The following is a 24104-nucleotide window of genomic DNA, read 5'->3' as shown; positions in this document are numbered from 1 at the left end:
TTGTAGCATTAGGGCGCGCCGCGGCCGGTAAAAGTTGACGCTGCTCAACGCTTGCCGGACCGGCTGAGGCTAGGATGAGACATGCCCGTTATCGCGCTTCTGGACGAAAGGATGATCATGTCTGGTTTGACTATGCACACGCAGGACGCCGCAGCCGGCGCCGGCCAGTATCTGGTGTTCCGCCTAGGCGGGCTTGATTATGCGCTCGATTTCGCCAAGGTCAGGGAGCTGCGTCCCTTGCAGGCGCTGGAGCGCTTTGCGGCGGAAGGGGAAATCGTGGCCGGTGTGGCCGTGTCGCACGGGGTGATCATGCCCATCGTCGACATGCGGGTGGCGTTCGGTCCGCGTCCGCCGCAGCATGATCCGCGCACCGACGTGATCATCCTGCAGCTGGCCGATGCGGTGGTGGGCATTGTGGTCGATGGCATTACCGATGTGGTAACGCTGTCGCTGGCGCAGGTGCAGCCGATCGCCGGGGCAGCGGGTGTTGACTATCTGCTGGGGCGGGGCGAAGTAGATGGCCGCCGCCTGATCGTGGTCGATATCGAGAAGCTGATGTCGGTGCGCAAAGCGCCGGTCGGTGTGCGCCAGGCGGCCTAGGCGCCTGCTCATGCAGCTACAGTAGCGGGCCGCGCAGGGCAGGCTGCTACTGTACCGCTGTGGCTAGTGCTTCAGGCCAGCGCTTCCAGCTGTTCGTGCAGCGACAGCCATTCGCTTTCCAGCTCGCCCAGTTCGCGCGCGACGTCGGTCTGCTCGGCCAGCAGCTTGATCAGGCGCGGCTTGTTGGCGGCGTCGTAGATGCCCGGCTCGGCCAGCTGTGCTTCGATCTGGCTTTTCTGCGTGCTGCGCTTGGCCATCTGCTCGTCGACCTTCTTGAGCTTCTGTTCCAGCGGCTTGCGCTGGGCCGACAGGCGCTGGCGGTCTTCCGCCGCCTGACGCTTCTGCTCCTTGGTCTGGACGGCGCTGGCCGGTGCGGCCGCGCTGGCTGCCGCAGGTGCCGGCACAGCGACCGGCGAGGTGACCGGATAATCGGTCTGGTTGGCTTTGCCGGCAGCGGGCAGCACATCGGTGCCTTTACCCAGCTTGGTCTGCATCATCCAGTCCTTGTAGTCATCGAGGTCGCCATCGAATGGCTGCAGCTTGCCGTCGGCAACGATGATGAACTGGTCGGTGGTGGCGCGCAGCAGGTGGCGATCGTGCGATACCACCACCAGCGTGCCTTCGAACTGGGCCAGCGCTTCGGTCAGCGCTTCGCGAGTTTCCAGATCCAGGTGGTTGGTCGGTTCGTCCAGCAGCAGCAGGTTGGGGCGCTGCCAGACGATCAGGGCCAGTGCCAGACGGGCTTTCTCGCCGCCCGAGAACGGCGCGATCGGGCTGGTGACCATGGTGCCGGGGAAGTTGAAGCCGCCGAGGAAGTTGCGCAGTTCCTGTTCGCGCACAGTAGGCGCAATCTTGGCCAGATGCCACAGCGGCGATTCGTCGTGACGCAGCATTTCCACCTGATGCTGGGCGAAGTAGCCGATGTTGAGGCCTTTGCCCACGGTGGCGGTGCCGGTCAGCGGCGCCAGCTCGCCAGCGATGGTCTTGATCAGGGTCGATTTACCGGCGCCGTTCACACCGAGCAGGCCGATACGCTGGCCGATCTGCAGCGAGAAGTTGATGTGGTTGACGATGGTCTTGCTGGTGATCTCGCCGGTCTTCTCGTTTTCGCTGCGGTAGCCGGCATCCACGTCTTCCATCACCAGCAGCGGGTTAGGGGCGTTGAGCGGCTCGCGGAACTCGAACGAGAATTCGGCGGCAGCGCGCAGCGGCGCCAGCTCTTCCATCTTGGCCAGCGCCTTCATGCGGCTCTGGGCCTGACGGGCTTTGGAAGCCTTGGCCTTGAAGCGGTTGATGAAGGATTCGAGGTGGGCACGTTTGCGCTGCTGCTTCTCCATCGCGCCGGCAGCCAGTATCATCTGCGCAGCGCGCTGGCGTTCGAACGAGGAGTAGTTGCCCGAATAGCGCTTCAGTTTGCGCTCGTCGATGTGCACGATGACGTTGACGATTTCGTCGAGGAAGTCGCGGTCGTGCGAGATGATCAGGAGGGTGCCGGTATAGCGTTTCAGCCAGTCTTCCAGCCAGATGATGGCGTCCAGATCCAGGTGGTTGGTCGGTTCGTCCAGCAGCAGCAGGTCGGATGGGCACATCAGCGCCTGCGCCAGATTCAGGCGCATACGCCAGCCGCCCGAGAAGCTCGATACCGGCTGCTTCATCTGGTCCAGCGTAAAGCCCAGACCCAGCAGCAGCTGTTCGCCGCGCGACTGCACGGTATAGGCGTCGGCATCGGCCAGCGCGCTATACACCTCGCCCATGGCGATGCCGTTCTCGCTCGATTCCGGTTCCGCTTCCAGCCGCGCCAGTTCCGCTTCCAGCTTGCGCAGATTGACGTCGCCATCGATGGCGTAATCGAGTGCGGCACGTTCCAGCGGCGGGGTTTCCTGCGCCACGTAAGCGACGCGCCATTTGGCCGGGAAGTCGATTTCGCCCTGATCCGGATGCAGTTCGCCGCGCATCATGGCGAACAGGCTGGATTTGCCGGCGCCGTTAGCGCCGATCAGGCCGATCTTGTCGCCGGGGTTGAGAGTGACATCGACCTGTTCCAGCAGCGGCTTCACGCCGCGCATCAGGCTTACTTGGATAAAACGGATCATCGGTGGTTCTTCTTATTCGGGCTAGGGTGGCAGCGGCGCTGCGGTAGATTACAGCTTGAGCTGGTCGGCGGTGAGCAGGAATACCATGTCGTCGCCATTGCTGGTGGTGAGCCAGGTCAGACCCAGCTCGCCGAAGGCGGCTTCGGCGAAATCGCGCTCGTTGCCGATTTCGACGATCAGCAGGCCGTCGTCGGTCAGGCGTTCGGCGGCACCGGCAACGATCTTGCGCACCAGATCCATGCCATCCTTGCCGCCGTCCAGCGCCAGTTCCGGCTCGGCGCGGTATTCCATCGGCAGCTTGCTCATCGAGGCCGAATTCACATACGGCGGATTGGTGATGATCAGATCGTATTTTTTGTCCGGCACATTGGCGTAGAGATCGGACTGGATCAGGGTCAGGCGGTCCTGCAGCTCGTAGGTGGCGACGTTTTTCTTCGCCACTTCCAGCGCGTCGGCCGAAATATCCACCGCGTCCACGGCAGCGTCGGGGAAGGCGTCGGCCAGCATGATGGCCAGACAGCCGGAGCCGGTGCACAGTTCCAGCACGTTGCGTACGTTTTCCGGTTCCGTCACCCACGGTGCGAAGTACTGCGGTATCAGCTCGGCGATGAAGGAGCGCGGCACGATGGTGCGCTCGTCTACGTAGAAGCGGTAGCTGCCCAGCCACGCTTCGTTGGTGATATAGGCAGCCGGCACGCGCTCGTTGGTGCGGCGGTCGATCACGGCCAGCACGGCGGCGATTTCTTCGGCCAGCAGTTTGGCGTCGAGGAAGGGTTCGAGCCGGTCCAGCGGCAGCTTGAGGGTGTGCAGGATCAGGTAGGCCGCTTCATCGAAAGCTTCCGTGCTGCCATGGCCGAAAAACAGGCCGGCAGCATTGAAGCGGGTGACGGCGTAGCGCAGCAGGTCGCGCGGCGTGGTGAATGGAGTGGTATTCATGGCTCTCTCGGTATAACGGTCAACAGGTCGCGCACGCCGCGCCGCGGCAGATCAGGCCAGCAGATTTTCCAGCGTGCGCCGGTAGATATTCTTCAGCGGATCGACGAAACGCAGTTCGATATGTTCGTCGATCTTGTGGATACTGGCATTGGGAGGCCCGAATTCTATCACCTGAGGGCAGATCTGCGCGATAAAGCGGCCATCCGAGGTGCCGCCGGTGGTCGATAGTTCCGTCTCGACGCCGGTTTCGCTGCGGATGGCGGCCGATAGCGCATCGCTCAGGGTGCCGCGCGGGGTGAGGAAAGGCAGGCCGCTCAGCGCCCATTTCAGGTCATAGTGCAGGCCGTGCTTGTCGAGGATGGCGTGGACACGGCGTTTCAGTTCTTCGTGCGTGCTGGCGGTGGAGAAGCGGAAGTTAAAGTCGATCACCATCTGGCCCGGAATCACGTTGTTGGCACCTGTGCCGGCATTGATGTTGGACATCTGCCACGAGGTAGGCAGGTAGTATTCATTGCCCTCGTCCCAGCGTTCGGCCACCAGTTCGGCCAGCGCCGGCGCAGCCAGATGGATAGGGTTGCGCGCCAGCTGAGGGTAGGCGATGTGGCCCTGCACACCCTGAATGGTGAGCTTGCCCGAGAGCGAACCGCGGCGGCCATTCTTGATCATGTCGCCCAGCGTTTCGTCCGAGGTGGGCTCGCCGACGATGCAGTAGTCCAGCACTTCACCCCTTTCCTTGAGCATATTGCACACCACGACCGTGCCATCCGTGGCCGGACCTTCCTCGTCGCTGGTGATCAGAAAGCCGATAGAACCACGATGCTCGGGATGGGCGGCGATGAATTCTTCGCAGGCCACCACCATGCCGGCGATCGAGGTTTTCATGTCGGCCGCGCCACGGCCATACAGCTTGCCGTCGCGGTGAGTCGGGTTGAAGGGCTCGGAACGCCATTGCTCAACGGGGCCGGTGGGCACTACGTCGGTGTGGCCGGCAAACACCAGCAGGGGCGCCGTCGTGCCTTTGCGCGCCCACAGATTGGTCACGCCGTTGGAGATGATGGTTTCGCACACGAAGCCCAGCGGTTCGAGCAGGCTGATCAGGTGCTGCTGGCAGCCCCGGTCATCGGGCGTTACAGAAGACAGCGCAATCAGTTTTTCGGTCAGGGCCAGTGTGCGGGAAGGAGTCATGGTCATGGTTCAGGCAGAGAAAATTTGTTGGTACTGGGCGGCGGAATAGCCCACGGCGAACTGGCCATCCTTGTCCAGCACAGGACGTTTGATGACGGAAGGCTGCTCCAGCATGAGGGCAATGGCACTGGCGTCATCGACGATGGCGGCCTTGCGCTGGTCGGGTAAATTGCGCCAGGTCAAGCCTTTCTTATTTATTAACGTGTCGCGCGGGATCTGTTGTAGCCATGCAGCAACAATTTCGGCGCTCAAACCCTGTTTTTTGAAGTCATGGAAGACAAATTCCGGATAGTGTTCTGCAAGCCATACACGGGCTTTTTTAACAGTGTCGCAATTGGGAATACCGTACACGGTGATAGACATGGCGTAAAAGCTGGGTCGGATTATGGGAAAAGGCGGGCGTAGCGGGGCGCTAGCATACCATGGGCGGCTAGGCGCAGGCAGAGCGGCCGATTACTAGCACATTTTTGTCACAAAAAAATTGATTTAATTGATGAATTCAACTGAAAATAATTCCATTCTTAAGATTGCTTAACAAATTTGGTGGTGCTATAGTTCTCACACGCAACAATAAGTTGCCTGCCATAAATGCAAGCCAGACACCCGCTTGCGTCATCATTTTGGCTAGGTCTGCCCGATACCATGCGCCAGATTTTTTTTGCAAGTTACTAATATTGCGGGACGTTCATAAGACATGCCGCGATTGAACTTTTGGGGAATATCATGCGCAACAACGGGCCAGTGACGAATGTCGAATATGTGCTGAGGGATGAAGAGACCATCGTCTCGAAGACTGATCTGAAGGGGAATATCACCTACGTCAATCAGGACTTCGTCCGCATCAGCGGTTACACGGAACAGGAATTGATGGGGGCGCCGCAGAATATCCTGCGTCATCCCGATATGCCGGCAGCAGCCTTTGCCGATATGTGGCACTGCCTGCAAGCAGGCCAGGCCTGGAATGGCGTAGTCAAGAACCGCAGCAAGAATGGCGATCATTACTGGGTGGAGGCGAACGCCGCGCCGGTGGTGGAACATGGCCGGGTAATCGGCTACACCTCGATCCGCATCAAGCCTAGCCGCGAAAAAGTCAAAGCAGCCGAAGCAGCGTACAAACTGCTGCGCGAAGGCGCTACCCATATCCATGTGCGCCACGGTCAGGTGGTGCCGGCCCGGCACAAGAGCCGCTTCAGCCTGCGCCGCGTGCGCACGCTGGCCGGCCGTCTGGCGCTGACGGGCGGGCTGGCCGTGTTTGTGGCGCTGGCCACTGCGCTGTTTGTGGCGCAGGGCATGCTGATGTGGGCCAGTTGCAGCGCCCTGCTGTCGGTACTGCTGGTGGCTACCCTGTGGTGGGTGGCGTATAGCAATGCCGTCGAGCCGCTCAGCCAGATCCGCCACGATATAGAGCAGATGAGCGATGGCGATCTGACTCGCAACATCCAGGCCAACGGCTGCAGGGAAGCCAAGGATGCCTTGCAGGCACTGCGCATCCTGCAGATTAACGTGAAGCTGCTGATCGGCCAGATCAAGGAATCGAGCGATGTGGTCAGCCGTGGTGCGATTGAAATGGCGTCCGGGAATAATGAACTGTCGGCCCGCACGGAAGCCCAGGCCAGTTCGCTGGAGCAGACCGCCGCATCGATGGAAGAGCTGACCCAGGCTGTGCGCGATAACGCCGAACACGCCAACAAGGCCAATGTGCTGGTCGATACGGCAGCCGATGTGGCGGCACAGGGCGGTGAAGTGGTGCGCAAGGTGGTGGCGAATATGGACGAAATCACTCAAGGCTCGCGCCGCATCACGGAAATTATCGGTGTGATCGACGGCATCGCCTTCCAGACCAATATTCTGGCCCTGAATGCGGCGGTAGAAGCGGCACGCGCCGGCGAACAGGGACGCGGCTTCGCCGTGGTGGCGTCGGAAGTGCGCACGCTGGCCCAGCGTTCGGCTGCCGCCGCCAAGGAAATCAAGGCGGTGATCGAAGCATCGTCGCAGGCCGTCGCCAGCGGCAGCCAGTCGGTGGCCGAAGCGGGCCGCATCATGCAGACCATCGTCAGCTCGGTGGCAGAAGTACATACCCACGTGGCCGACATCAGCATGGCCAGCAATGACCAGCATGGCGGCATCGAACAGGTGAACGAAGCGGTGATCCATCTGGACGAAATCACCCAGCAGAATGCGGCCGTGACCGAACAGGCGGCCGCCGTGGCCAGCGATATGCGCGACCATGCGCTGCATCTGGGCCAGCTGGTGAACCAGTTCAAACTGGTGAATGTCTCGTCGCAGCGTCCTGCTGCGGCAGAGCGCCAGCCGCAGCCTGGACAGCGCCAGCCGGCACGCCGCGCCCTGCAACTGGCCTCGTAATCGTATGGTGGCGGCGCCGCCACGCCGGCGCCGCTTTACCGCGACTTTTCACGGCAATGCGCTTACAATTCGGGAAATAAGTTCCACACGGAAAAACCGATTACCATGGCGGCGCGCCGCACGCGCTTGGCCCATCGTTAGCGCCCATGAATTCAGTCACTGCCGCCGTGCTGCCGCCTGCCGATTCGCTGGTCCGGCGGCTAACCCGTTTGAATCTGCGTCTGCTCAGCATGACCATGCTGCTGACCTTTCTGCTGCTGGCCACCGCTACGTGGTACGTTGCGCGCGAACGCCAGCTGCACAGCGCCGAACTGAGTGCGCGCCTGCTGGCCAATAGCGTATCCCCCATGCTGGTGTTTGCCGACCGCGCTGCCGCGCAGATCGAGCTGGAGGCATTCTCGCGCCGTAGCGATCTGCTGCTGGTGCAGGTGCGGATGCCCGATGGCGCCGTGTTCGCGCAGTGGCAGTCCGGCCCCGGCACCAGCCAGTTGCAGCTTGCCGCACCGGCCGCTCTGGCGCAGACCGGCGTGCAGTCTGCCGCCAGCTGGAGCGCGCTGGAGGTGTGGGCGCCTATCCGTCTCAAGGATGAACTGGTGGGCGTTCTCCTACTGCGTGAAAGTCTGGCCAGCCTGCATCTGTCGCTGCTGCTGTTAAGCGGCGTCGCAATCACGCTGATGGCGCTGATGATACTGGTAGCATGGCGCGGGCTGGTGCTGGTGCAGCGCAAGGCGCTGCGGCCACTGGTGGAACTGTCCGATCTGGCCGAGCAGATAGCCCAGCAACGCGATTACAGCCAACGCGCCACTATCTACCGGCGCGATGAAGTGGGCCGTCTGGGCGAGCGCTTTAACGAGATGCTCAAGCGGATAGAAATCTGGCAGGCCGACCTGCGCCTGCAACTGGCGCAGGAGCACGAGGCCGGACAGAAGTTCGAACGTCTGGCCCACAAGGATAGCCTGACCGGCCTGCCCAACCGCCTGTTTTTCCAGGGCGAGCTGCAGCGCCATCTGGCGCTGTGCGTCGAGCACGGCGAACTGATGGCGCTGATGTTTATCGATCTCGATAATTTCAAGAAGGTCAACGACCAGTACGGCCATGATGTCGGCGACGAAGTGCTGTGCGAAGTGGCGCGCCGCATGGCGGCCGTGGTGCGCTCGCGCGATGTGCTATGCCGTCTGGGCGGCGACGAGTTTGCCCTGATCCTGCCGCAGCTGCCCGACGAAACGGTGGCAGAACAGCTGGCCCTGCGCCTGATCGCCGCCGTGCGTGCCACCATGACCATAGGCGGCGCCGTGATGCCGATAGGCGCTACCGTGGGTCTGGCGTTTGCGCCGCTCGACGCAGGCGAAGCGACGGCGCTGCTCAATGCGTCCGACCATGCAATGTATGCGGCCAAGCGGGCCGGCAAGAATACGTTCAGGAGGCCGCAGGATGGCGTGGCGTAAATTCACCCTGCTGGCGAGCGCCGTGCTGCCGGCGCTGGTGCTGCTGCCGGCGCGCGGGCAGCAGCAGCAGGAGCTGCCCACGCTGGAAGAACTGCTGCGCCAGACGCCGAACGAGGTGACGCGCGATATCGAGGAATCGACCTCGTCGCGCTTTGCCCGCAGCGCTGCACAGGCGCCCTCGGTGACCTATGTGGTGACGGATGTGGAGATTGCCCGGCTGGGCATGCGCAATATGGCCGATATCCTGCGCAGCATGCCGGGTCTGTATGTGGCCGATGATGGCGAGTTCTTTTATGTGGGCGCGCGCGGACTGGGCCGCCCCGGCGACTTCAATGCGCGTCTGCTGTTTCTGGTCGATGGCATGCGCGTCAACGAGAATATCTATGACGCCGGGTTGCTGGGACCGGAGTTCTTTGTCGATATCGATCTGATCGACCGGGTCGAGTATGCGCCCGGTCCCGGCTCTGCCCTGTATGGCAACAATGCATTTTTCGGCGTGGTGAACATCATCACCAAGGGCGTGGACAAGCTGCATGGGCTGCAGTTGCGGGTGAATACCGACAGCCAGCATAAGCGTGAAGCACGCATCAGCGTGGGCCACCGCGCCGAACAGGGCTGGGAAAGCTGGCTGGCCCTGAGCGGCTACGAGCAGACGGCGATAGGCATGCCGTTTGCGGTGCGCCCCGATCTGCAGCAGGCAGTGAGCGACCGTAGCTGGGACCGCGGCCAGCGCGCACTCGGCATGTTCAAATATGGCGACTGGACATTGCGCGCCGGGGTTAGTCAGCGCGAACACGGCATACCGGAGTACAAGGGGCCGGATGCGCCCGTGGCCATCGTGCAGGACCGGCGCATCTCGAATAACGGCTTTGCCGCACTCGAATACCAGCATCGGCTGGGGCAGGACTGGCAGCTGTATGCGGCCATTTCGAGCAAGCATACCGACTACCGCGCCACCTATCCCTTTATCGATCCCGACCAGCGCTGGAACGAATACCGCAGCCGCTCGCTCGGCAACTGGTGGAACGCCGACCTGCGCCTGAGCACCCAGCGCTGGCGCGATCACCTGCTGATGGCCGGTTTCGAGTACCAGTACGACCGCAAGCAGACCATAGACTATGGCCTGAGCGATGGCACGCTGTTCGATTATTTTTATGGCGTCAACCGGCGTCACGGCCTGTTCGTGCAGGATGCGTGGACGCTCAGCGACAGCCAGCAGCTGACGCTGGGCCTGCGCCATGACGAGGCCAGGGCAGGCGGCGCCAGCACCAACCCGCGGCTGGCGTGGACCTGGAGCGGGCTGGCCGATGCCAGCCTCAAACTGATTTATGGCAGCGCCTTCCGCGCCGCCAATCTGTACGAATACCACGTCAACGCCCCGCTGGAGGCGCCCATACCCACGCCCGAGCGCATCCGCACGGTGGAACTGGCGTGGGAGCAGCGCCTGAGCCCGCAATTGCAGTATCGCGCTTCGTTCTACAGTTCGCGCATGCGTGACCTGATCAGCATCGATCAGCAGCTCGCCGTGTTCGAAAATAGCGCTGCCATCCGTGCGCTGGGCGCCGAGCTGGGACTGGAACGGCGCTGGAGCGCAGGCCAGCAACTGCAGCTCGGCGTTTCGCTGCAGCGCATCCGCGATGCCGCCGGCGTGGTGCCCGACAACTCGCCCCGCGTGCTGGTGAAGTCGTCGTACAGCCAGCCGCTGGCAGGGGAGCGGCTGCGCTGGTCGCTACAGCTGCTCAGCGAAAGCCGCACCAGCAGCCGCGGCCTGTCGCTGCCCGGTTATGCCCAGCTCAATACCACCTTGCTGTGGCGGCCGGCCGAATACGAAGTGGCCCTGTCGGCCTATAACCTGGGCGATGTACGCCATTTTGCCCGCCCGCTGGGCCTCGGCTTCCCGCTGCTGCAGGAAGGGCGTAGCGTGCGCCTGAGCATCAGCCGCGCGTTCGGTTTATGAGCTGGCCGGTCATGACGCGCGCACTGCGGATCCGGGCCGGAACGGCGCTGGCGCTGGCCCTGTGGGCAGGCGCGGCACCAGCGGCCGATCTGCTGCAGCTGAAAGCCGCCTTTATCTACCGCTTCGCCCAGCTGACCCAGTGGCCGCCGCCACCGGCGCGCGAATTTACCTATTGCGTGGCGGGCGACGCCGAACTGCAGGAGGCGCTGCGCACGCTGACCCAGAACATGGCTGGCGGCGCCCATATCGTGGCCGTGAACGAACCGCAGCGGGCCAGCCAGTGCCAGCTGCTGGTGCTGGGGAATGGCGTGCGCGGCGACCTGCGCCGCTGGCTGGAAGTGCTGGGCGACGAGCCGGTACTGGTGGTGGGCGAAAATCCGGAATCGTTCCGTAGCGGCGCCGTGATCGGGCTGGTGATAGAACCCAACGGGCTGGCCTTCCGCATCAACCAGACCGAGTCGCGGCGGCGCGGTCTGGCCATCAGCTACCAGATGCTGAAGCTGGCGCGCGAAGTCAAATAGGGGCGCCTAGCCGTTCAGTTCGAAACCGCTGAAGGAGGCGGCCGACGGCGCACTTTCCGCTGCCTGCGCGGTGCGGCTATCCGGTCCGTTGTTGAGCAGCCAGAGCAGGTTGGTGGCCGAATCGGCATGGGCCAGCGCTTCCTCCTGCGAGATCAGGCCCTGCTGCAGCAGCTTGAGTAAAGCCTGCTCGAAGGTCTGCGAGCCGGGCGACAGGCTCTGTTCCATGGCGTCGCGGATCTGCACGATCTCGCCCTGTTCTATCAGTTCCGAAATGTGGCGGGTATTGAGCATGACTTCTACCGCCGCTGTACGCTTGCCGCCGCCGGCCGAAGGCAGCAGGCGCTGGCTGACGATGGCTTTCAGCGTCGAGGCCAGATCCTGCAGCAGGGCGGGGCGGTTTTCGATGGGGTAGAAGCTCAGTATGCGGTGCAGCGCGTTGTAGGCATTGCTGGCATGCAGTGTGGCGATCACCAGATGGCCGGACTGGGCATAGGCTAACGCTGCGGCCATGGCGACCCGGTCGCGGATTTCGCCGATCACGATGCAGTCGGGCGCCTGCCGCATGGCGTTGCGCAGGGCGGTGGCGAAATCGCTGGCGTCGCTGCCGATTTCGCGCTGGTTGACGATGGATTTGCGGTTCTCGAACAGGTATTCGATCGGGTCTTCCAGCGTCAGGATATGGCCGCTGCGCTCGGCGTTGCGCTGGTCCAGCATGGCAGCGATGGTGGTGGATTTGCCCGAACCGGTAGCGCCTACCATCAGCAGCAGGCCGCGCTTTTCCATAATCAGCTGGCCCAGTATGGACGGTAGCCTGAGATCGGCCAGGCCGGGGATGCTGGCAGGGACATAGCGGAACACGGCCGAAATCTGGCCGCGCTGGCGGAAGGCGGACAGGCGGAAGCGCCCCAGCCCAGCTGCGCTGACGCCGATATTGAGTTCGTTGCTGCCGGCTAGTTCGGCCAGCTGGGCCGGCGTGGCGATTTCGGCCAGCAGCGCGTGGATATTTTCCGCACTCAGCGCCTGCTGGTTAATGGGAATTAGCTCGCCGTTGATCTTCAGGTGCACCGGGGTCTGCACGGCGAAAAACATATCCGAAGCATGCTGATCGTGCATCAGCTGGAACAAGCGCTGCATGGCCATGCCCATCTCCCGCAAAAAAAAGCGGGGATCAGATCCCCGCTCGCTGTCCGGCTTAGATGCCGCGCAGCAGTTCGTTGATGCCGGTCTTGGCGCGGGTTTTGGCGTCCACGCGTTTGACGATCACGGCGCAGTACAGCGAGTACTTGCCGTCTTCCGAGGGCAGGTTGCCCGATACCACCACCGAGCCGGCCGGTACGCGGCCGTAAGTTACTTCGCCGGTAGCGCGGTCGTAGATCTTGGTCGACTGGCCGATGTACACGCCCATCGAGATCACCGAGTTTTCTTCCACGATCACGCCTTCGACGATTTCCGAGCGGGCGCCGATGAAGCAGTTGTCTTCGATGATGGTCGGATTGGCCTGCATCGGTTCCAGTACGCCACCGATGCCGACGCCGCCGGACAGGTGCACGTTTTTGCCGATCTGGGCGCAGGAACCCACGGTGGCCCAGGTGTCGACCATGGCGCCTTCATCGACGTAGGCGCCGATGTTGACGTAGGAGGGCATCAGCACCACGTTCTTGGCGATGAAGGAACCACGGCGCGCCACGGCAGGCGGCACCACGCGGAAACCGCCCTTGGCGAAGTCTTCCGGGGTGTAGTTGGCGAACTTGGTCGGCACCTTGTCGTAGAACTGCATGGTGCCGTCGGATGGCATGGCCACGTTGTTTTCGAGGCGGAACGACAGCAGCACGGCTTTTTTCACCCACTGGTTAACCACCCAGTCAGCGCCGGTTTTTTCGGCGACGCGGATGGTGCCGGCGTCCAGACCGGCGATCACGTGCGACACGGCGTCACGCAGCTCGGCGCTGCCGTTGGCCGGGTTGATGTTGGCACGGTCTTCCCATGCCTGGTCGATGATTTGCTGGAGTTGTTGGCTCATGATGTGCGGTCTTATTTAGTAAGGGATAGACAGAATTGAACGATGCGCTGGGCGGCTTCCAGGCCTTCTTCCGTTTCGGCGACCAGCGCCATGCGGATGCGGTTACGGCCCGGATTGATGCCGTGTGCGTCGCGCGCCAGATAGCTGCCCGGCAGAACCGTGACATTATATTCGGCATACAGACGCTGGGCGAATTCGGTGTCGCTCAGGCCCGTCTGGCTGACATCGGCCCACAGGTAGAAGCCGGCGTCCGGCAGTTCCACCTGCAGGTGCGGCTGCAGCAGCGGGGTGATGGCGGCGAATTTCGCCCGGTATTTTTCGCGGTTCTGTTCGACATGGGTTTCGTCGTTCCAGGCCGCGACGGACGCAGCTTGCACGGCAGGGCTCATGGCGCCGCCGTGATAGGTGCGGTACAGCAGGAATTTTTTCAGTACTTCGGCGTCGCCCGCCACAAAGCCCGAGCGCATGCCCGGCACGTTGGAGCGCTTCGACAGGCTGGAGAACACCACCAGCCGCGCATACGGGCGCTCGACCGTGGCCAGACCCAGCATGTGGGCCGCCTGCATGGCGCCCAGCGGCGCTTCGCTGCCGTGGTAGATCTCGGAATAGCACTCGTCGGCAGCGATGACGAAGTTGTAGCGCTCGGACAGGGCAAACAGGTTTTCCCAGTCGGTCAGGCTGAGCACTGCGCCGGTCGGATTGCCGGGCGAGCAGAGGAACAGCAGCGCCACGCGCTGCCAGACTTCGGCCGGAATGCTGTCGTAGTCGCAGCCGAAGTTACGGGCCGGGTCGGAGTTGACGAAATACGGTTCGGCGCCGGCCAGATAGGCTGCACCTTCATAGATCTGGTAGAACGGATTCGGACTCACCACCAGCGACTTGGCGGCTGGATCGACCACTGTCTGGGTCAGGGCAAACAGCGCTTCGCGCGAGCCGTTGACGGGCAGTACCTGGGTGGCCGGATTGAGTTTGGGGATGCCGTAGCGGCGCTCCAGCCAGCCGGCGATGGCGCCGCGCAGGGCATCCGAGCCCACCGTGGTGGGGTAATTGGCCAGCCCGTCGATATGGTCGATCAGGGCCTGCTGGATGAATTTCGGCGTCGGGTGCTTGGGCTCGCCCATGCCCAGACTGATGGCGCTGTATTGCGGATTAGGGCTAACCTGGGCGAATAACTGGCGCAGCTTTTCGAACGGATAGGATTGCAGCTTGTCGAGATGTGGGTTCACGTGACGGACCAGAGGCGGATCGTTGAAAAAAGAGCAGAATGCATAACAGCAGACAGGCATTATAGCGTCTATGGCGCCAGCGCAGCGGCCGCTGTAGCAATCATGCCAAATAATAAACACCGGTCTGCGGCTGTGCGATACTGTGGACTATCGCGATCAGGAAGGATAAGCATGGAGCAGGATGAATTGCTGCCGTCGGTGCAGGTAAGCCAGCGGGTCATGATAGGGCGTCTGCTGGCCGGACTGGTGCAGGGTGCTTTGCTGTACTGGATCTACCGTAATGCCCAGCAGGGCGGCTGGCTGGCCAGTACGCCCAGCGTGATGGCACCGCTGCTGATGGCCGCTCTGCTGCTGCCGGCCATGCTGATTTCTGCCATGGGCTATATGGCACCCAGAAAGCTGGCGTTGTGGATGCTGGCAGCAGGTGCGGCGGTGCTGGCCATGGCGCTGCATGCGGTGCTGCGCGATGCGGGCCTGTACCGCGCGCCCGGGCTGGAGGGCGATCCGGCCTGGCGCGTGCTGGCCGGCCCGGTACTGCCCGGCGGCGCGGTATTCTTGTTCATTGCCCACTCGCTGGTGCTGTCCGGCGCGCTGGACCAGCGCCGCATTGCCAGCTATGACCGCTATTTCGAGCTGTCGTGGAAGCTGGTGGTGCAACTGCTGTTTTCCGCCGTTTTCGTCGGCGCGCTGTGGCTGGTGCTGCTGATGGGCAGCGGCCTGTTCTCCATGGTCAAGCTGGACTTCTTCAAGAAAATGCTGACCGAGGCGTGGTTCAACGTACCGGTGATCTGCTTTGCCTGGGCGTGCGCCATGCATATCACGGACGTGCGGCCTGCCATCGTGCGCGGTATCCGCAGTCTGCTGCTGGTACTGCTGTCGTGGCTACTGCTGGTGGCTGCCGTCATCATCACGGGTTTTCTGTGCACCTTGCCGTTCACCGGCCTGCAAGCGCTGTGGAGCACGGGCCACGCCACGGCGCTGCTGCTGGCGGCCGATGCTGTGCTGATCGTGCTGATTAATGCAGCTTTCCAGAACGGCCACGTGAAAGCGGCGCTGGCGGTGCGCGTGAGCGCGCGCGTGGCGGCCTTGCTGATACTGCCGCTGACGGCTATTGCCGTCTATGCGCTGGGCCTGCGTGTGCACGACTATGGCTGGACCTCGGACCGCGTGATTGCCGCTGCCGCGCTGGTGGTGGCAAGCTGCTACGCCTTCGGCTATGCGTGGGCGGCGCAGCGCTATGAAACCTGGCTGGTGCCGATTGCCATCGTCAATGTGGCGACATCGATGGTGGTGCTGGCGGTGCTGCTGGCGCTGCTGACGCCTATCGCCGATCCGGCCCGGCTGTCGGTAAATAGCCAGATGGCGCGGCTAGCCAGCGGGCGGACTAGGGCCAGTCTGTTCGATTTCCATTATCTGCGCTTCTCCGGGCAGCGCTATGGCCAGCAGGCGCAGGAACAGCTGGCGCAGCAGAGCAGCGGCGCCGACGCGGCGTGGATCCGCGAGCAGGCCGGCAAGGCACTCAAGGAAGTCCAGCCGTGGGCACCGCAGAAGGCCGGCACGATGGTTTCTGTGCGCGACAATCTGACGCTGTGGCCACGCGGCGCCAGCCTGCCGGACGGTTTTGCAGAACAGCGCTGGCAGGGCAGCGATAGCGCGACGCCGTCCTGTCTGACCATGGCGGGACAGAAGTGCGATGCGCTGATGCTCGATATGGATGGTGACGGTCAGCCCGAAGTGCTGCTGTTTAGCGGAGCCGGCTATCCGGGGCCGGCCTTGTACCGGCGCGAGCGTGATGGGGAATGGGCTCTGCTGGGGCGGCTGGCCCTGACGGGTAATTCCTGTCCTGCGCTGGTGGAGCGGCTCAAACTGGGCCAGTACCAGCTGGTGGCGCCGCCTATCAGGGCGCTGCAGATAGGCGGACAGGTATTGCAGTTCCAGAGCGCCTTCGATCGCGACGACTGCAAGGCGCTGGAAGCGGCCAGCGCTGAACGCTGAATAGCTGAACCTTAGGGCGCGGTGCTCCAGACCTGCTGGGCCACGCGCATCATGTTACGGCCCAGTACCAGTTCGGCTTCGCTCTCGCTCAGCCCCACTTTGCGCAGCGCAGCCGGTAGCTGGTGCCATACTTCGGGCGGGGTGAAAGTCGGAGCGCGTTCCGCGCTATAGCCGGCCGAAGCAGGCCACCAGTAGGCTGGATCGAACTGGCCCGGCGGCGTATCGTCCAGTTCCGGCTGGGTAAAGCAGATATCCAGACCGATGCCGGCGTGCGATACGCCTACCAGATCGGCCACATAGGCGACATGGCGGGCCACATCGTCGGCCGTGGGATGTTCCTGACCGAGGAACCACGACAGGCCGGACACGCAGACCACGCCGCCGGTGGCTGCGCAGGCGCGTATCTGTTCGTCGGTGATGTTGCGGCCATGCGGCACCAGCGAGTAGGGGTTGGCGTGGCTGAAGATGACCGGCTGCGTCGAGGCCGACATGATATCAAGGCTGCACAGACGCCCGGTGTGCGAGCAGTCCATCAGGATGCCGGCATCGTTGACGGCTGCCACCATGCTGTGGCCCAGCGAGGTCAGGCCGCGCGGCAGGTCATGGCAGCCATCGGCCACGCTGTTGTTGCGGTTGTAGGCAAAGTGGATCTGGCGCACGCCCAGATGGGCATAGAGCGGAATCATTTCCGGCTGTTCCAGCAGCGGCAGGGCGCCCTCCAGATCGAAGCTGATGGCAATCCGGCCGTCGGCAGCGGCCTGGATGATGTCGTCCACGCTGGACACCAGCGCATAGCGCCCGGGGTTGGCGGCAATGGTGGCGCGGTAGCCGGCTATCACGGACATGATCTGGCTGACCGGATTCATGTCGGCGCCGACGTTGAGCGAAACGTAGTTGACGCCCGCAGCGTGCAGCCGCTGTACCGGTGTAAAATCAGCCTGCGGGTGCTGTGGCAGGCAGGCGTGGGCATCCCAGTTGATCATATTCGTCCGCTTAGTCGAAAACCCTATGTTCCCACGAATGCGGGGCAAGGGCAAATTGCATTGCCGGGGAAATTGGCTGCATGCTTTATACTTGCGCTGTATTCACCGGAATGCCTGTTTTTTTGCTCATTGACTCCTACTTACCGTACACCCTAAGGCCGACATGTCTTTCTCTACACTGGGCCTGCTTCCCCCGCTGGTCAGCGCCGTCACCGAAATCGGCTATCAGGTACCAACCGCTATCCAGCGCGCCGCCATTCCCGTTATTCTGCGCGGTGGCGATGTGCTGGGCGCAGCGCAGACCGGCTCCGGCAAGACGGCAGCCTTTGCGCTGCCGCTGCTGCAATCGCTGCTGGATAACCGCAATGGGCCGCGACAGCTGCATGGTCTGGTGCTGGTGCCGACGCGCGAACTGGCGGTGCAGGTGGGCGAGTCTATCCGCAAGCTGGTGGCGCATCTGCCTATGCATATCAAGGTTGCCATCGTGTTCGGCGGGGTATCGATCAATCCGCAGATGATGGCCCTGCGCGGCGGTGCCGACATTGTGGTGGCGACGCCCGGACGGCTGCTCGATCTGATCGATCACAACGCTCTGAAAATCGGCCGCACTGCCATGTTCGTGCTGGACGAGGCAGACCGCCTGCTGGATCTGGGCTTTAGCGAAGAGCTCAACCGCATCATTGCGCTGCTGCCGCCGCAGCGGCAGAATCTGTTCTTCTCGGCCACCTTCCCGCCGCTGGTACAGGCGCTGGCCGAACGCATGCTGCACCAGCCGGAGCGGGTAGAAGTGCTGTCCGAGCCGGTCAGCAAACCGGATATCGTGCAGCGCGCCATCATGGTTGATGTACCGCACCGTACCATGCTGCTCAAGCATCTGATCAAGGAAAACCAGTGGAGCCGCGTGCTGGTGTTTGTCGCCACTAAATATGCAGCCGAACATGTGGCGGAAAAACTCAACCGCAATGGCATCCGCGCGGCTGCCTTCCATGGCGAATTCAGTCAGGGGGCGCGGAGCGAAGTGCTGGCCGACTTCAAGGCCTGCCGCTTGCAGGTGATGGTGGCCACCGATGTAGCGGCGCGCGGCATCGATATCGCCCGTCTGCCGGCGGTGGTGAACTATGATCTGCCCCGTTCGGCGGTCGATTACACCCATCGCATAGGCCGTACCGGCCGTGCCGGCGAAAGCGGCGTCGCCATCAGTTTTGTCAGCGCCGAAACCGAGCAGCATATGCGGCTGATCGAAAAGCGTCAGGAAATCCGCCTGGAGCGCGAGCAGGTGCGCGGTTTCGAGCCGGAGCAGACGCTGCCGGCAGCGCCAGCCAATTCGGTGACCGATACGGTGAATGGCGGTATCAAGGGCAAGCGCAAGAGCAAAAAGGACAAGCTGCGTGAAGCCGCAGCGCAGGCTGCCAGCTTGCAGCAGAGCTGATTCCGGCGCGGCGCGCCGGGCGTCTTAGCCGCCTACGCGTTTAGGCTGCAGGCCTTGTTTCTTCAGTGCCTCGATCACCCGTTCGCAGTGGTCGCCCTGAATTTCGATAACGCCATCCTTGACGGTGCCGCCCGAACCGCAGGCACTGCGCAGCTGCTTGCCCATGGCGGCCAGTGCTTCTGCATCAAGCGCCATGCCTTTTACCAGTGTGACGGTTTTACCACCACGGCCCTTGCTCTCGCGCGAGACTTTGATGGCGCCGTCGCCTAGCGGACGGGCACTAGCCGCAGCTTTACAGCGGCACTGCGCAATCGGCTGGCCGCAATCGGGGCACAGGCGGCCGGTTTCGCTGGAGTAGACGGGGCGGGAGCTATTCATGGCGGCATTCTAGCAGATGCCTGTTGGTCCTTGCGGCTAAGGCTTTCCCTTATCTGCCATGACGAATTCCGCCCAAGCGCGGCGTTTCGGTGTAAGGTAAGTCTTTCGTTTTTTCCGGATGCGTCAGGTATGAAGTCAGGTCTGCCAGCAGCTTTCCTCCGTCGCGCGGTGCTGGCCGCGCTGTTTTCCGTCACTACACTGGCATCTGCAGCATCTGCCGTATCTGCAGCGCTCAAACTATCCGATTCCATTCCCGTAGGCCCGCAGGTCACGCTGGGCAAACTGTCCAATGGCCTGAGCTATTACGTGCAGAAAAACGCCAGACCGGAAAACCGGCTGGAACTGCGGCTGGTGATCAAAGCCGGCTCGATGCAGGAAGACGAGGACCAGCAGGGACTGGCTCACTTCCTCGAGCACATGGCGTTCAACGGTTCCACCCATTTCAAGCGCCATGAGCTGGTGTCCTACCTGCAGTCGGTGGGGGTAAAATTCGGCGCCGATCTGAATGCCTCCACCAGTTTTAACGAAACCATCTACATACTGCCGCTGCCCACCGATAAGCCGGAAGTGGTGGAGCAGGGCTTTCAGGTGCTGGAAGACTGGGCCCATGGCCTGTCGCTCAACGATGCCGATATCGATAGCGAACGCGGCATCGTGCTGGAAGAACTGCGCATGGGCAAAGGCGTCGATGACCGTGTGAACAAGGTGCTGCTGCCCAAGCTGTTCAATGGGTCGCTGTATGCCCAGCGTCTGCCCATCGGCCAGGAGGCCGTGCTGAAGAACTTCAAATACGAGGCCATCCGGCGCTTCTATCGCGACTGGTACCGGCCCGACCTGATGGCGGTGGTGGTGGTCGGCGACATCGAACCGGCGCGGGCGCGGGCACTGATAGAACGGCATTTCGGCAGGCTGAAAAATCCGCCTCACGCGCGGCCGCACCAGTACGCAAAAATTGCGGCCCGCGTGCAGCCGGAAGAAGTGGTGTACACGGATAAGGAGATTGCCAACAACTCGGTGTTCATCCGCTATCCTGTCCTGCCGGCGCCGGAAGGCACGACTGTAGGCGACTACCGCCGCAAACTGCTGGAGAACATGGTCACGACGCTGCTGAATATGCGTCTGTACGAGCTGACCCAGCAGGCCAACCCGCCTTACCTGCAGGCTGGCGCAGGCATGAACGGCATTGTGCACGGCTACCGCTCCTTCAGCGCCGCAGCTTTGCTGGGCAAGGACGGCGTGCAGCCCGCCATCCAGGCCATGCTGCAGGAAAGCCAGCGCGCCCGCCAGTTCGGCTTTAGCGAAGCGGAACTGGAGCGCGTCAAGAAAGGCATGTTGCGCAGCTACGAGCGGCTGTATAACGAGCGCGATAAGTCCGATTCGGCCATTTATGCGGCTGAGCTGATCCGCAACTTCCTGGAACAGGAGACCATACCCGGCATTGCGGCGGAATACCATTATGCGCAGACCCTGATTCCGCAGATTACGCTGGCCGATCTGAATGCAGTGGCGCGCTCCCAGTTGCCAGATGGCGGCAGCAAGCTGATGGTGTACACGGGTAGCGCAGACAGCACGCCGCCTGCCGCAGGCGAGTTGCTGGCGCTGGCCGACGCAGCCGAGAAGCGTGGCGTGGCCGCGCAGGAGGAAAAAACGCTGGCCCGCCAGCTTATGGCGCAGCCGCCGAAAGCAGGCAGCATCGTCAGCGAAAGCCGGGACGAGCTGCTGGGACTGACCCGGCTGACGCTGAGTAACGGCGTCAAGGTGGTGCTTAAGCCGACCGACTTCAATAATGATCAGGTGATCATGACCGGGCTGCGTTTTGGCGGCTGGTCGCTGTTTAGTGACGCCGATCTGTTCAGTGCCCGTTATGCCAGCAGCATAGTCAGCCAGATGGGCGTGCAGGATTTTACCCCGGCGGACATCGTGAAAGTACTGGCCGGTAAAACGGCTGCGGCAGGCGCCAGTATTGCCGGCGTCAACGAAAGTGTGAGCGCAGGTTCCGGCAGCGCCGATATCGAAAGCATGCTGCAGCTGGTGTACCTGAATCTGACGGCAGCGCGCAAGGATGCGACGATTTTCCAGTCGTTTGTGGCAAGGCAGCGCGAACTGGCGCGCAATAATCTGGCGCGGCCGGAAGCCGTGCTGGAAGATGCCGTGACGGCCACACTGTACCCGCAGCAGCCGCGCGTGCCGCGTGCCCCCAGGCCGGCCGACTTCGACCAGCTGCAGATCGATAAGGTGATGGGGCTGTACCAGAGCCGTTTGTCGAGCGCGCGCGATTTTACTTTCTTCATGACGGGCAGCTTCGATGTGGAGCAGATCAAGCCGCTGCTGGCGACCTATCTGGCCAGCCTGCCGGTGGATGATGTTGCGGTAGCGTTTCGCGATGATGGCGTGCGTCCGGTGCGCGGGGTAGTCAAACAGGCGGTGTATGCGGGCAGCGAGCCGAAAAGCACGATTTCGCTGACCTTCACGGGCGATGCACAGTTTTCGCCGCGCGAGCGCATGCGGCTGCAGGCGCTGATCGAAGTCATGAACATCAAGCTGATCGAAGTGCTGCGCGAGAAAATGGGCGTGATGTATAGCGGCGGCCTGCGCGGCAATATGGAACGTCTGCCTTATCCGCATTACACGGTAACGGCCTCGCTGCCCTGTGCGCCCGAGAATGTGGACCGGGTGCTGGCCGCCGTGTTCGCGGAGATTGCGAAGATCGCCGAACAGGGCGCGGAGGAAGCCGATCTGCAGAAGGTGAAAGCAGCGTGGCTGAAGAATTATCGCAAGAGCCTGCGCGAGAATGGCTACTGGATCGCGGTGCTGATGAATGCCTATTTCAACCAGAGCGATCCGGCCGATGTGCTGACCTACCCGCAGCGGGTGGAGGCGCTGACGGCAGCCGAACTGAAAGACAGCGCGCGCAGCTATCTGAATCCGGAAAATTATGTGCAGGTGGTGCTGTATCCGCAGAAGTAAGGGTGGCCTGTTACACTTGCGTTTATTTACAGCGTAACGGAGGAAGAGCATGGCAAAGAAGAAGGAAGAACTGGATCCGGAGACGCTGGAACTGATCCAATGGTGTATCGAAGTGGAAGGCTTTCTGGTGAAAGGCGGTGCTACCGAGGCGCAGGCGCAGGAGCATATCGAAGAGCAGGTGGAGTGGTTCACGGACCTGTTCTATGATGGCCTGTCGCCGGAGGAAGCAGCCAAAGAAGCGCTGGCCTGAGCAGCCCGCCGGGGCTGCGGCAGTGATCATCTCGACGTTACTCGGTCTAACCGGGGCGTATCTGCGCCCCTGATTTGCTTGCGAGGGAGGTAGTATGCTGAAGAAGATAGGACTAGGTGTGCTGGTACTGCTGGCCATCATACTGGGTATGGCAACGGTGCAGCCCAACACATTCCGCGTACAGCGCCAGATCGATATCAAGGCACCGGCCGATCGCATCCAGCCGCTGATTAGCGACTTCCATCACTGGACCCAGTGGTCGCCATGGGAAAAGCTCGATCCTGCCATGAAGCGTAGCTATAGCGGTGCCACCGAAGATCTGGGCGCCGTGTATGCATGGGAAGGGGACGACAAGGTAGGCGCCGGCCGCATGGAAATCACCGGACTGAAAGCGCCCGAACTGGTGCAGATCAAGCTCGATTTCATCAAGCCGTTTGCCTCGTCCTGCCAGACCGAGTTTGCCCTGACAAATAAAGGCGATATGACCACCGTGGTGTGGACCATGTCGGGGCCGGCAGACTTTACCACCCGCCTCATGGGCCTGTTCGTCAGCATGGACAAGATGATAGGCAAGGACTTCGAGACTGGCCTGAACAACCTCAAGGAAGTGGCCGAGAAATAGCCGCAGCGCACGCGCATAGCTGCAGTGTGCGCTGGCGCGGCGTCCCTCCTGTTCTAGCGCTGTTCCTGCCGGTAGGCGCCCGGGTTGACGCCTGCCCATTCGCGGAAGGCGTGATTGAAGGCGCTCTGCTCCTGATAGCCGAGCAGGAAAGCAATATCCACCAGACTCAGTTCCGGCTGGCGCAGATAGTCGCGCGCCAGGGCAAAGCGTGCCTGATCGAGCACCTGCTGGAAGGACGCGCCAGCTTCGCTGAGCTTGCGCTGCAGGGTGCGTGGCGACAGCCCCAGTTCCCCGGCAATGCTGGCCAGCCGCACCTGTCCATGCGCCAGATTGCGCACGATCGCTGCATGGACCTGCTGGCTGATGGCGGGCGGCTGCGCGGCACGCTGGCGTAGCAGCTGTTCGGCGTGCTGCTGCAGTACCGGATAGAGGCTGACGTCGGCATTCGGCACTGGCCAGTCCAGCATGGCGGCATCGAAGCTGGCGCAATTGGCGCTGGCGTTAAATGTAGGCATGGCGCCCAGCACCCGCACATATTCTTCGCGCAGCGCTGGCGGGCCGCCATCATGGGTCAGGCTCAGTTGCGCGGCAGGCAGGGCACTGCCAGCCAGCCAGTTACCGAACACCCGTATGCCGGCATACACGCTGTCGGCCAGATGGCGTTGTGCCGCCGGGTAGTTGCTATGCCAGTGGTAGTGCGCCACGCCATCCTGCACGGTAATGGCCGAACGGCCCAGATCATGGGCCAGCTGTTCGTAGCGCATGGTCTGTTCCAGCGCCATGCCGAAGTCGCGGCAGCTGAGCAGGATCAGGCCATACACGCTGTAGCTTCCCAGTTTGACGCACTCGCCCACATGCAGGCCGAAATGTTCGTCCTGCGCCAGTTTCGCGCCCAAGTCCAGCAACTGCACGTACAGGTCGGCACGCAAGCTGTCCGGTAGCGGCGCCAGGCTGCCTGCTGCCAGTCCGGCGGCCTGTTCCAGCATGGCCGGCGTCACGCCGCGGGCGGCAGCGGCATCAAGTAGCGGTTGCAGATAGGAGCCTGCTACGCGCTGGGCATGTTCAGGGTGCGGGCTTGGCATAATCGAACAAGATGGTTGTCATGAAAGCGCAATACCGGTGTTCCGGCTTCT

At 62.4% G+C, this 24104-nt stretch carries 20 protein-coding genes; 10 read left to right on the top strand and 10 right to left on the bottom strand.

The features are described from left to right. Positions 1 to 117 precede the first annotated feature (117 nt). Positions 118 to 600 carry a chemotaxis protein CheW gene (locus tag GTP27_RS15890; RefSeq protein ID WP_229633998.1) on the top strand — a complete coding sequence of 161 codons (483 nt, stop codon included), beginning with the start codon at positions 118 to 120 and terminating at the stop codon, positions 598 to 600. A 71-nt stretch (positions 601 to 671) separates the two neighbouring features. Here GTP27_RS15890 and GTP27_RS15885 read toward each other — a convergent pair whose 3' ends face one another. From GTP27_RS15885 to GTP27_RS15870, 4 genes are read right to left on the bottom strand one after another with little or no spacing between them, the layout of a single operon-like run. Further along, positions 672 to 2693 carry an ATP-binding cassette domain-containing protein gene (locus tag GTP27_RS15885; RefSeq protein ID WP_202416848.1) on the bottom strand — a complete coding sequence of 674 codons (2022 nt, stop codon included), beginning with the start codon at positions 2691 to 2693 and terminating at the stop codon, positions 672 to 674. A 48-nt stretch (positions 2694 to 2741) separates the two neighbouring features. Beyond that, positions 2742 to 3629 carry a 50S ribosomal protein L3 N(5)-glutamine methyltransferase gene (gene prmB, locus GTP27_RS15880; RefSeq protein WP_161040154.1) on the bottom strand — a complete coding sequence of 296 codons (888 nt, stop codon included), beginning with the start codon at positions 3627 to 3629 and terminating at the stop codon, positions 2742 to 2744. Between the two features lie 51 nt (positions 3630 to 3680). Next, positions 3681 to 4814, bottom strand: coding sequence for a succinyl-diaminopimelate desuccinylase (gene dapE / locus GTP27_RS15875; protein WP_161040153.1), 1134 nt, complete (start codon positions 4812 to 4814; stop codon positions 3681 to 3683). Positions 4815 to 4823: 9 nt separating this feature from the next. Next, positions 4824 to 5177, bottom strand: coding sequence for an ArsC family reductase (locus GTP27_RS15870; RefSeq protein ID WP_161040152.1), 354 nt, complete (start codon positions 5175 to 5177; stop codon positions 4824 to 4826). Positions 5178 to 5537: 360 nt separating this feature from the next. Between GTP27_RS15870 and GTP27_RS15865 the strand changes: the two genes are divergently transcribed. The 4 genes from GTP27_RS15865 to GTP27_RS15850 all read left to right on the top strand — a co-directional run bounded on the left by GTP27_RS15865 (position 5538) and on the right by GTP27_RS15850 (position 11101). Continuing rightward, on the top strand, positions 5538 to 7178 hold the full coding sequence (locus GTP27_RS15865; protein WP_161040151.1) for a methyl-accepting chemotaxis protein: 1641 nt from the start codon (positions 5538 to 5540) through the stop codon (positions 7176 to 7178). Positions 7179 to 7324: 146 nt separating this feature from the next. Then, positions 7325 to 8623 carry a sensor domain-containing diguanylate cyclase gene (locus GTP27_RS15860; RefSeq protein ID WP_161040150.1) on the top strand — a complete coding sequence of 433 codons (1299 nt, stop codon included), beginning with the start codon at positions 7325 to 7327 and terminating at the stop codon, positions 8621 to 8623. Then, positions 8610 to 10580, top strand: a complete 1971-nt coding sequence (locus tag GTP27_RS15855) for a TonB-dependent receptor plug domain-containing protein (RefSeq protein ID WP_161040149.1) — start codon at positions 8610 to 8612, stop codon at positions 10578 to 10580. The genes GTP27_RS15860 and GTP27_RS15855 overlap by 14 nt, the downstream gene beginning before the upstream one ends. Before the next feature lie 11 nt (positions 10581 to 10591). Beyond that, positions 10592 to 11101 (top strand): YfiR family protein, encoded by a 510-nt coding sequence (locus tag GTP27_RS15850; RefSeq protein ID WP_161040148.1) that lies wholly within the window; start codon positions 10592 to 10594, stop codon positions 11099 to 11101. A gap of 6 nt (positions 11102 to 11107) precedes the next feature. Here the strand turns inward: GTP27_RS15850 and GTP27_RS15845 are convergent, their stop codons facing one another. Genes GTP27_RS15845 through dapC form a run of 3 tightly spaced genes read right to left on the bottom strand, consistent with a single transcriptional unit; the run spans position 11108 to position 14347 of the window. Next, a complete protein-coding gene (locus GTP27_RS15845) occupies positions 11108 to 12241 on the bottom strand; it encodes a PilT/PilU family type 4a pilus ATPase (protein WP_161040147.1) in 1134 nt (377 codons plus the stop codon). 52 nt (positions 12242 to 12293) lie between these two features. Beyond that, the gene (dapD, locus tag GTP27_RS15840; protein ID WP_161040146.1) at positions 12294 to 13121 is read right to left on the bottom strand and encodes a 2,3,4,5-tetrahydropyridine-2,6-dicarboxylate N-succinyltransferase; all 828 of its coding nucleotides are present in this window, start codon (positions 13119 to 13121) and stop codon (positions 12294 to 12296) included. A gap of 11 nt (positions 13122 to 13132) precedes the next feature. Beyond that, positions 13133 to 14347, bottom strand: a complete 1215-nt coding sequence (dapC, locus tag GTP27_RS15835; protein ID WP_161040145.1) for a succinyldiaminopimelate transaminase — start codon at positions 14345 to 14347, stop codon at positions 13133 to 13135. 171 nt (positions 14348 to 14518) lie between these two features. Here dapC and GTP27_RS15830 point away from each other — a divergent pair, with 171 nt between their 5' ends. After that, positions 14519 to 16342, top strand: coding sequence for a DUF4153 domain-containing protein (locus tag GTP27_RS15830; RefSeq protein WP_161040144.1), 1824 nt, complete (start codon positions 14519 to 14521; stop codon positions 16340 to 16342). A gap of 11 nt (positions 16343 to 16353) precedes the next feature. On the opposite strand, the gene GTP27_RS15825 is transcribed toward GTP27_RS15830, so the two are convergent. Next, positions 16354 to 17325: a dipeptidase gene (locus GTP27_RS15825; RefSeq protein WP_161040143.1), complete on the bottom strand. Its 972-nt coding sequence runs from the start codon at positions 17323 to 17325 to the stop codon at positions 16354 to 16356. A 163-nt stretch (positions 17326 to 17488) separates the two neighbouring features. Here GTP27_RS15825 and GTP27_RS15820 point away from each other — a divergent pair, with 163 nt between their 5' ends. Then, positions 17489 to 18754, top strand: coding sequence for a DEAD/DEAH box helicase (locus GTP27_RS15820; protein WP_161040142.1), 1266 nt, complete (start codon positions 17489 to 17491; stop codon positions 18752 to 18754). Positions 18755 to 18778: 24 nt separating this feature from the next. Here the strand turns inward: GTP27_RS15820 and GTP27_RS15815 are convergent, their stop codons facing one another. Then, the gene (locus tag GTP27_RS15815; RefSeq protein ID WP_161040141.1) at positions 18779 to 19132 is read right to left on the bottom strand and encodes a translation initiation factor Sui1; all 354 of its coding nucleotides are present in this window, start codon (positions 19130 to 19132) and stop codon (positions 18779 to 18781) included. Positions 19133 to 19261: 129 nt separating this feature from the next. Between GTP27_RS15815 and GTP27_RS15810 the strand changes: the two genes are divergently transcribed. The 3 genes from GTP27_RS15810 (at position 19262) to GTP27_RS15800 (ending at position 22971) form a co-directional block, all read left to right on the top strand. Further along, on the top strand, positions 19262 to 22099 hold the full coding sequence (locus GTP27_RS15810; RefSeq protein ID WP_161040140.1) for a M16 family metallopeptidase: 2838 nt from the start codon (positions 19262 to 19264) through the stop codon (positions 22097 to 22099). A gap of 49 nt (positions 22100 to 22148) precedes the next feature. Continuing rightward, a complete protein-coding gene (locus GTP27_RS15805) occupies positions 22149 to 22349 on the top strand; it encodes a hypothetical protein (RefSeq protein WP_161040139.1) in 201 nt (66 codons plus the stop codon). A 94-nt stretch (positions 22350 to 22443) separates the two neighbouring features. Then, on the top strand, positions 22444 to 22971 hold the full coding sequence (locus tag GTP27_RS15800; protein ID WP_161040138.1) for an SRPBCC family protein: 528 nt from the start codon (positions 22444 to 22446) through the stop codon (positions 22969 to 22971). A gap of 53 nt (positions 22972 to 23024) precedes the next feature. Here the strand turns inward: GTP27_RS15800 and GTP27_RS15795 are convergent, their stop codons facing one another. After that, positions 23025 to 24053: a helix-turn-helix domain-containing protein gene (locus tag GTP27_RS15795; protein ID WP_161040137.1), complete on the bottom strand. Its 1029-nt coding sequence runs from the start codon at positions 24051 to 24053 to the stop codon at positions 23025 to 23027. Between the last annotated feature and the right edge of the window lie 51 nt (positions 24054 to 24104).

It is taken from the genome of Duganella qianjiadongensis (genome assembly GCF_009857915.1).
Taxonomy (GTDB): Bacteria; Pseudomonadota; Gammaproteobacteria; order Burkholderiales; family Burkholderiaceae_D; genus Rugamonas; species Rugamonas qianjiadongensis.
Note: the sequence above shows the minus strand (reverse complement) of the source record. Positions and strands in the feature narration are given on the sequence as shown.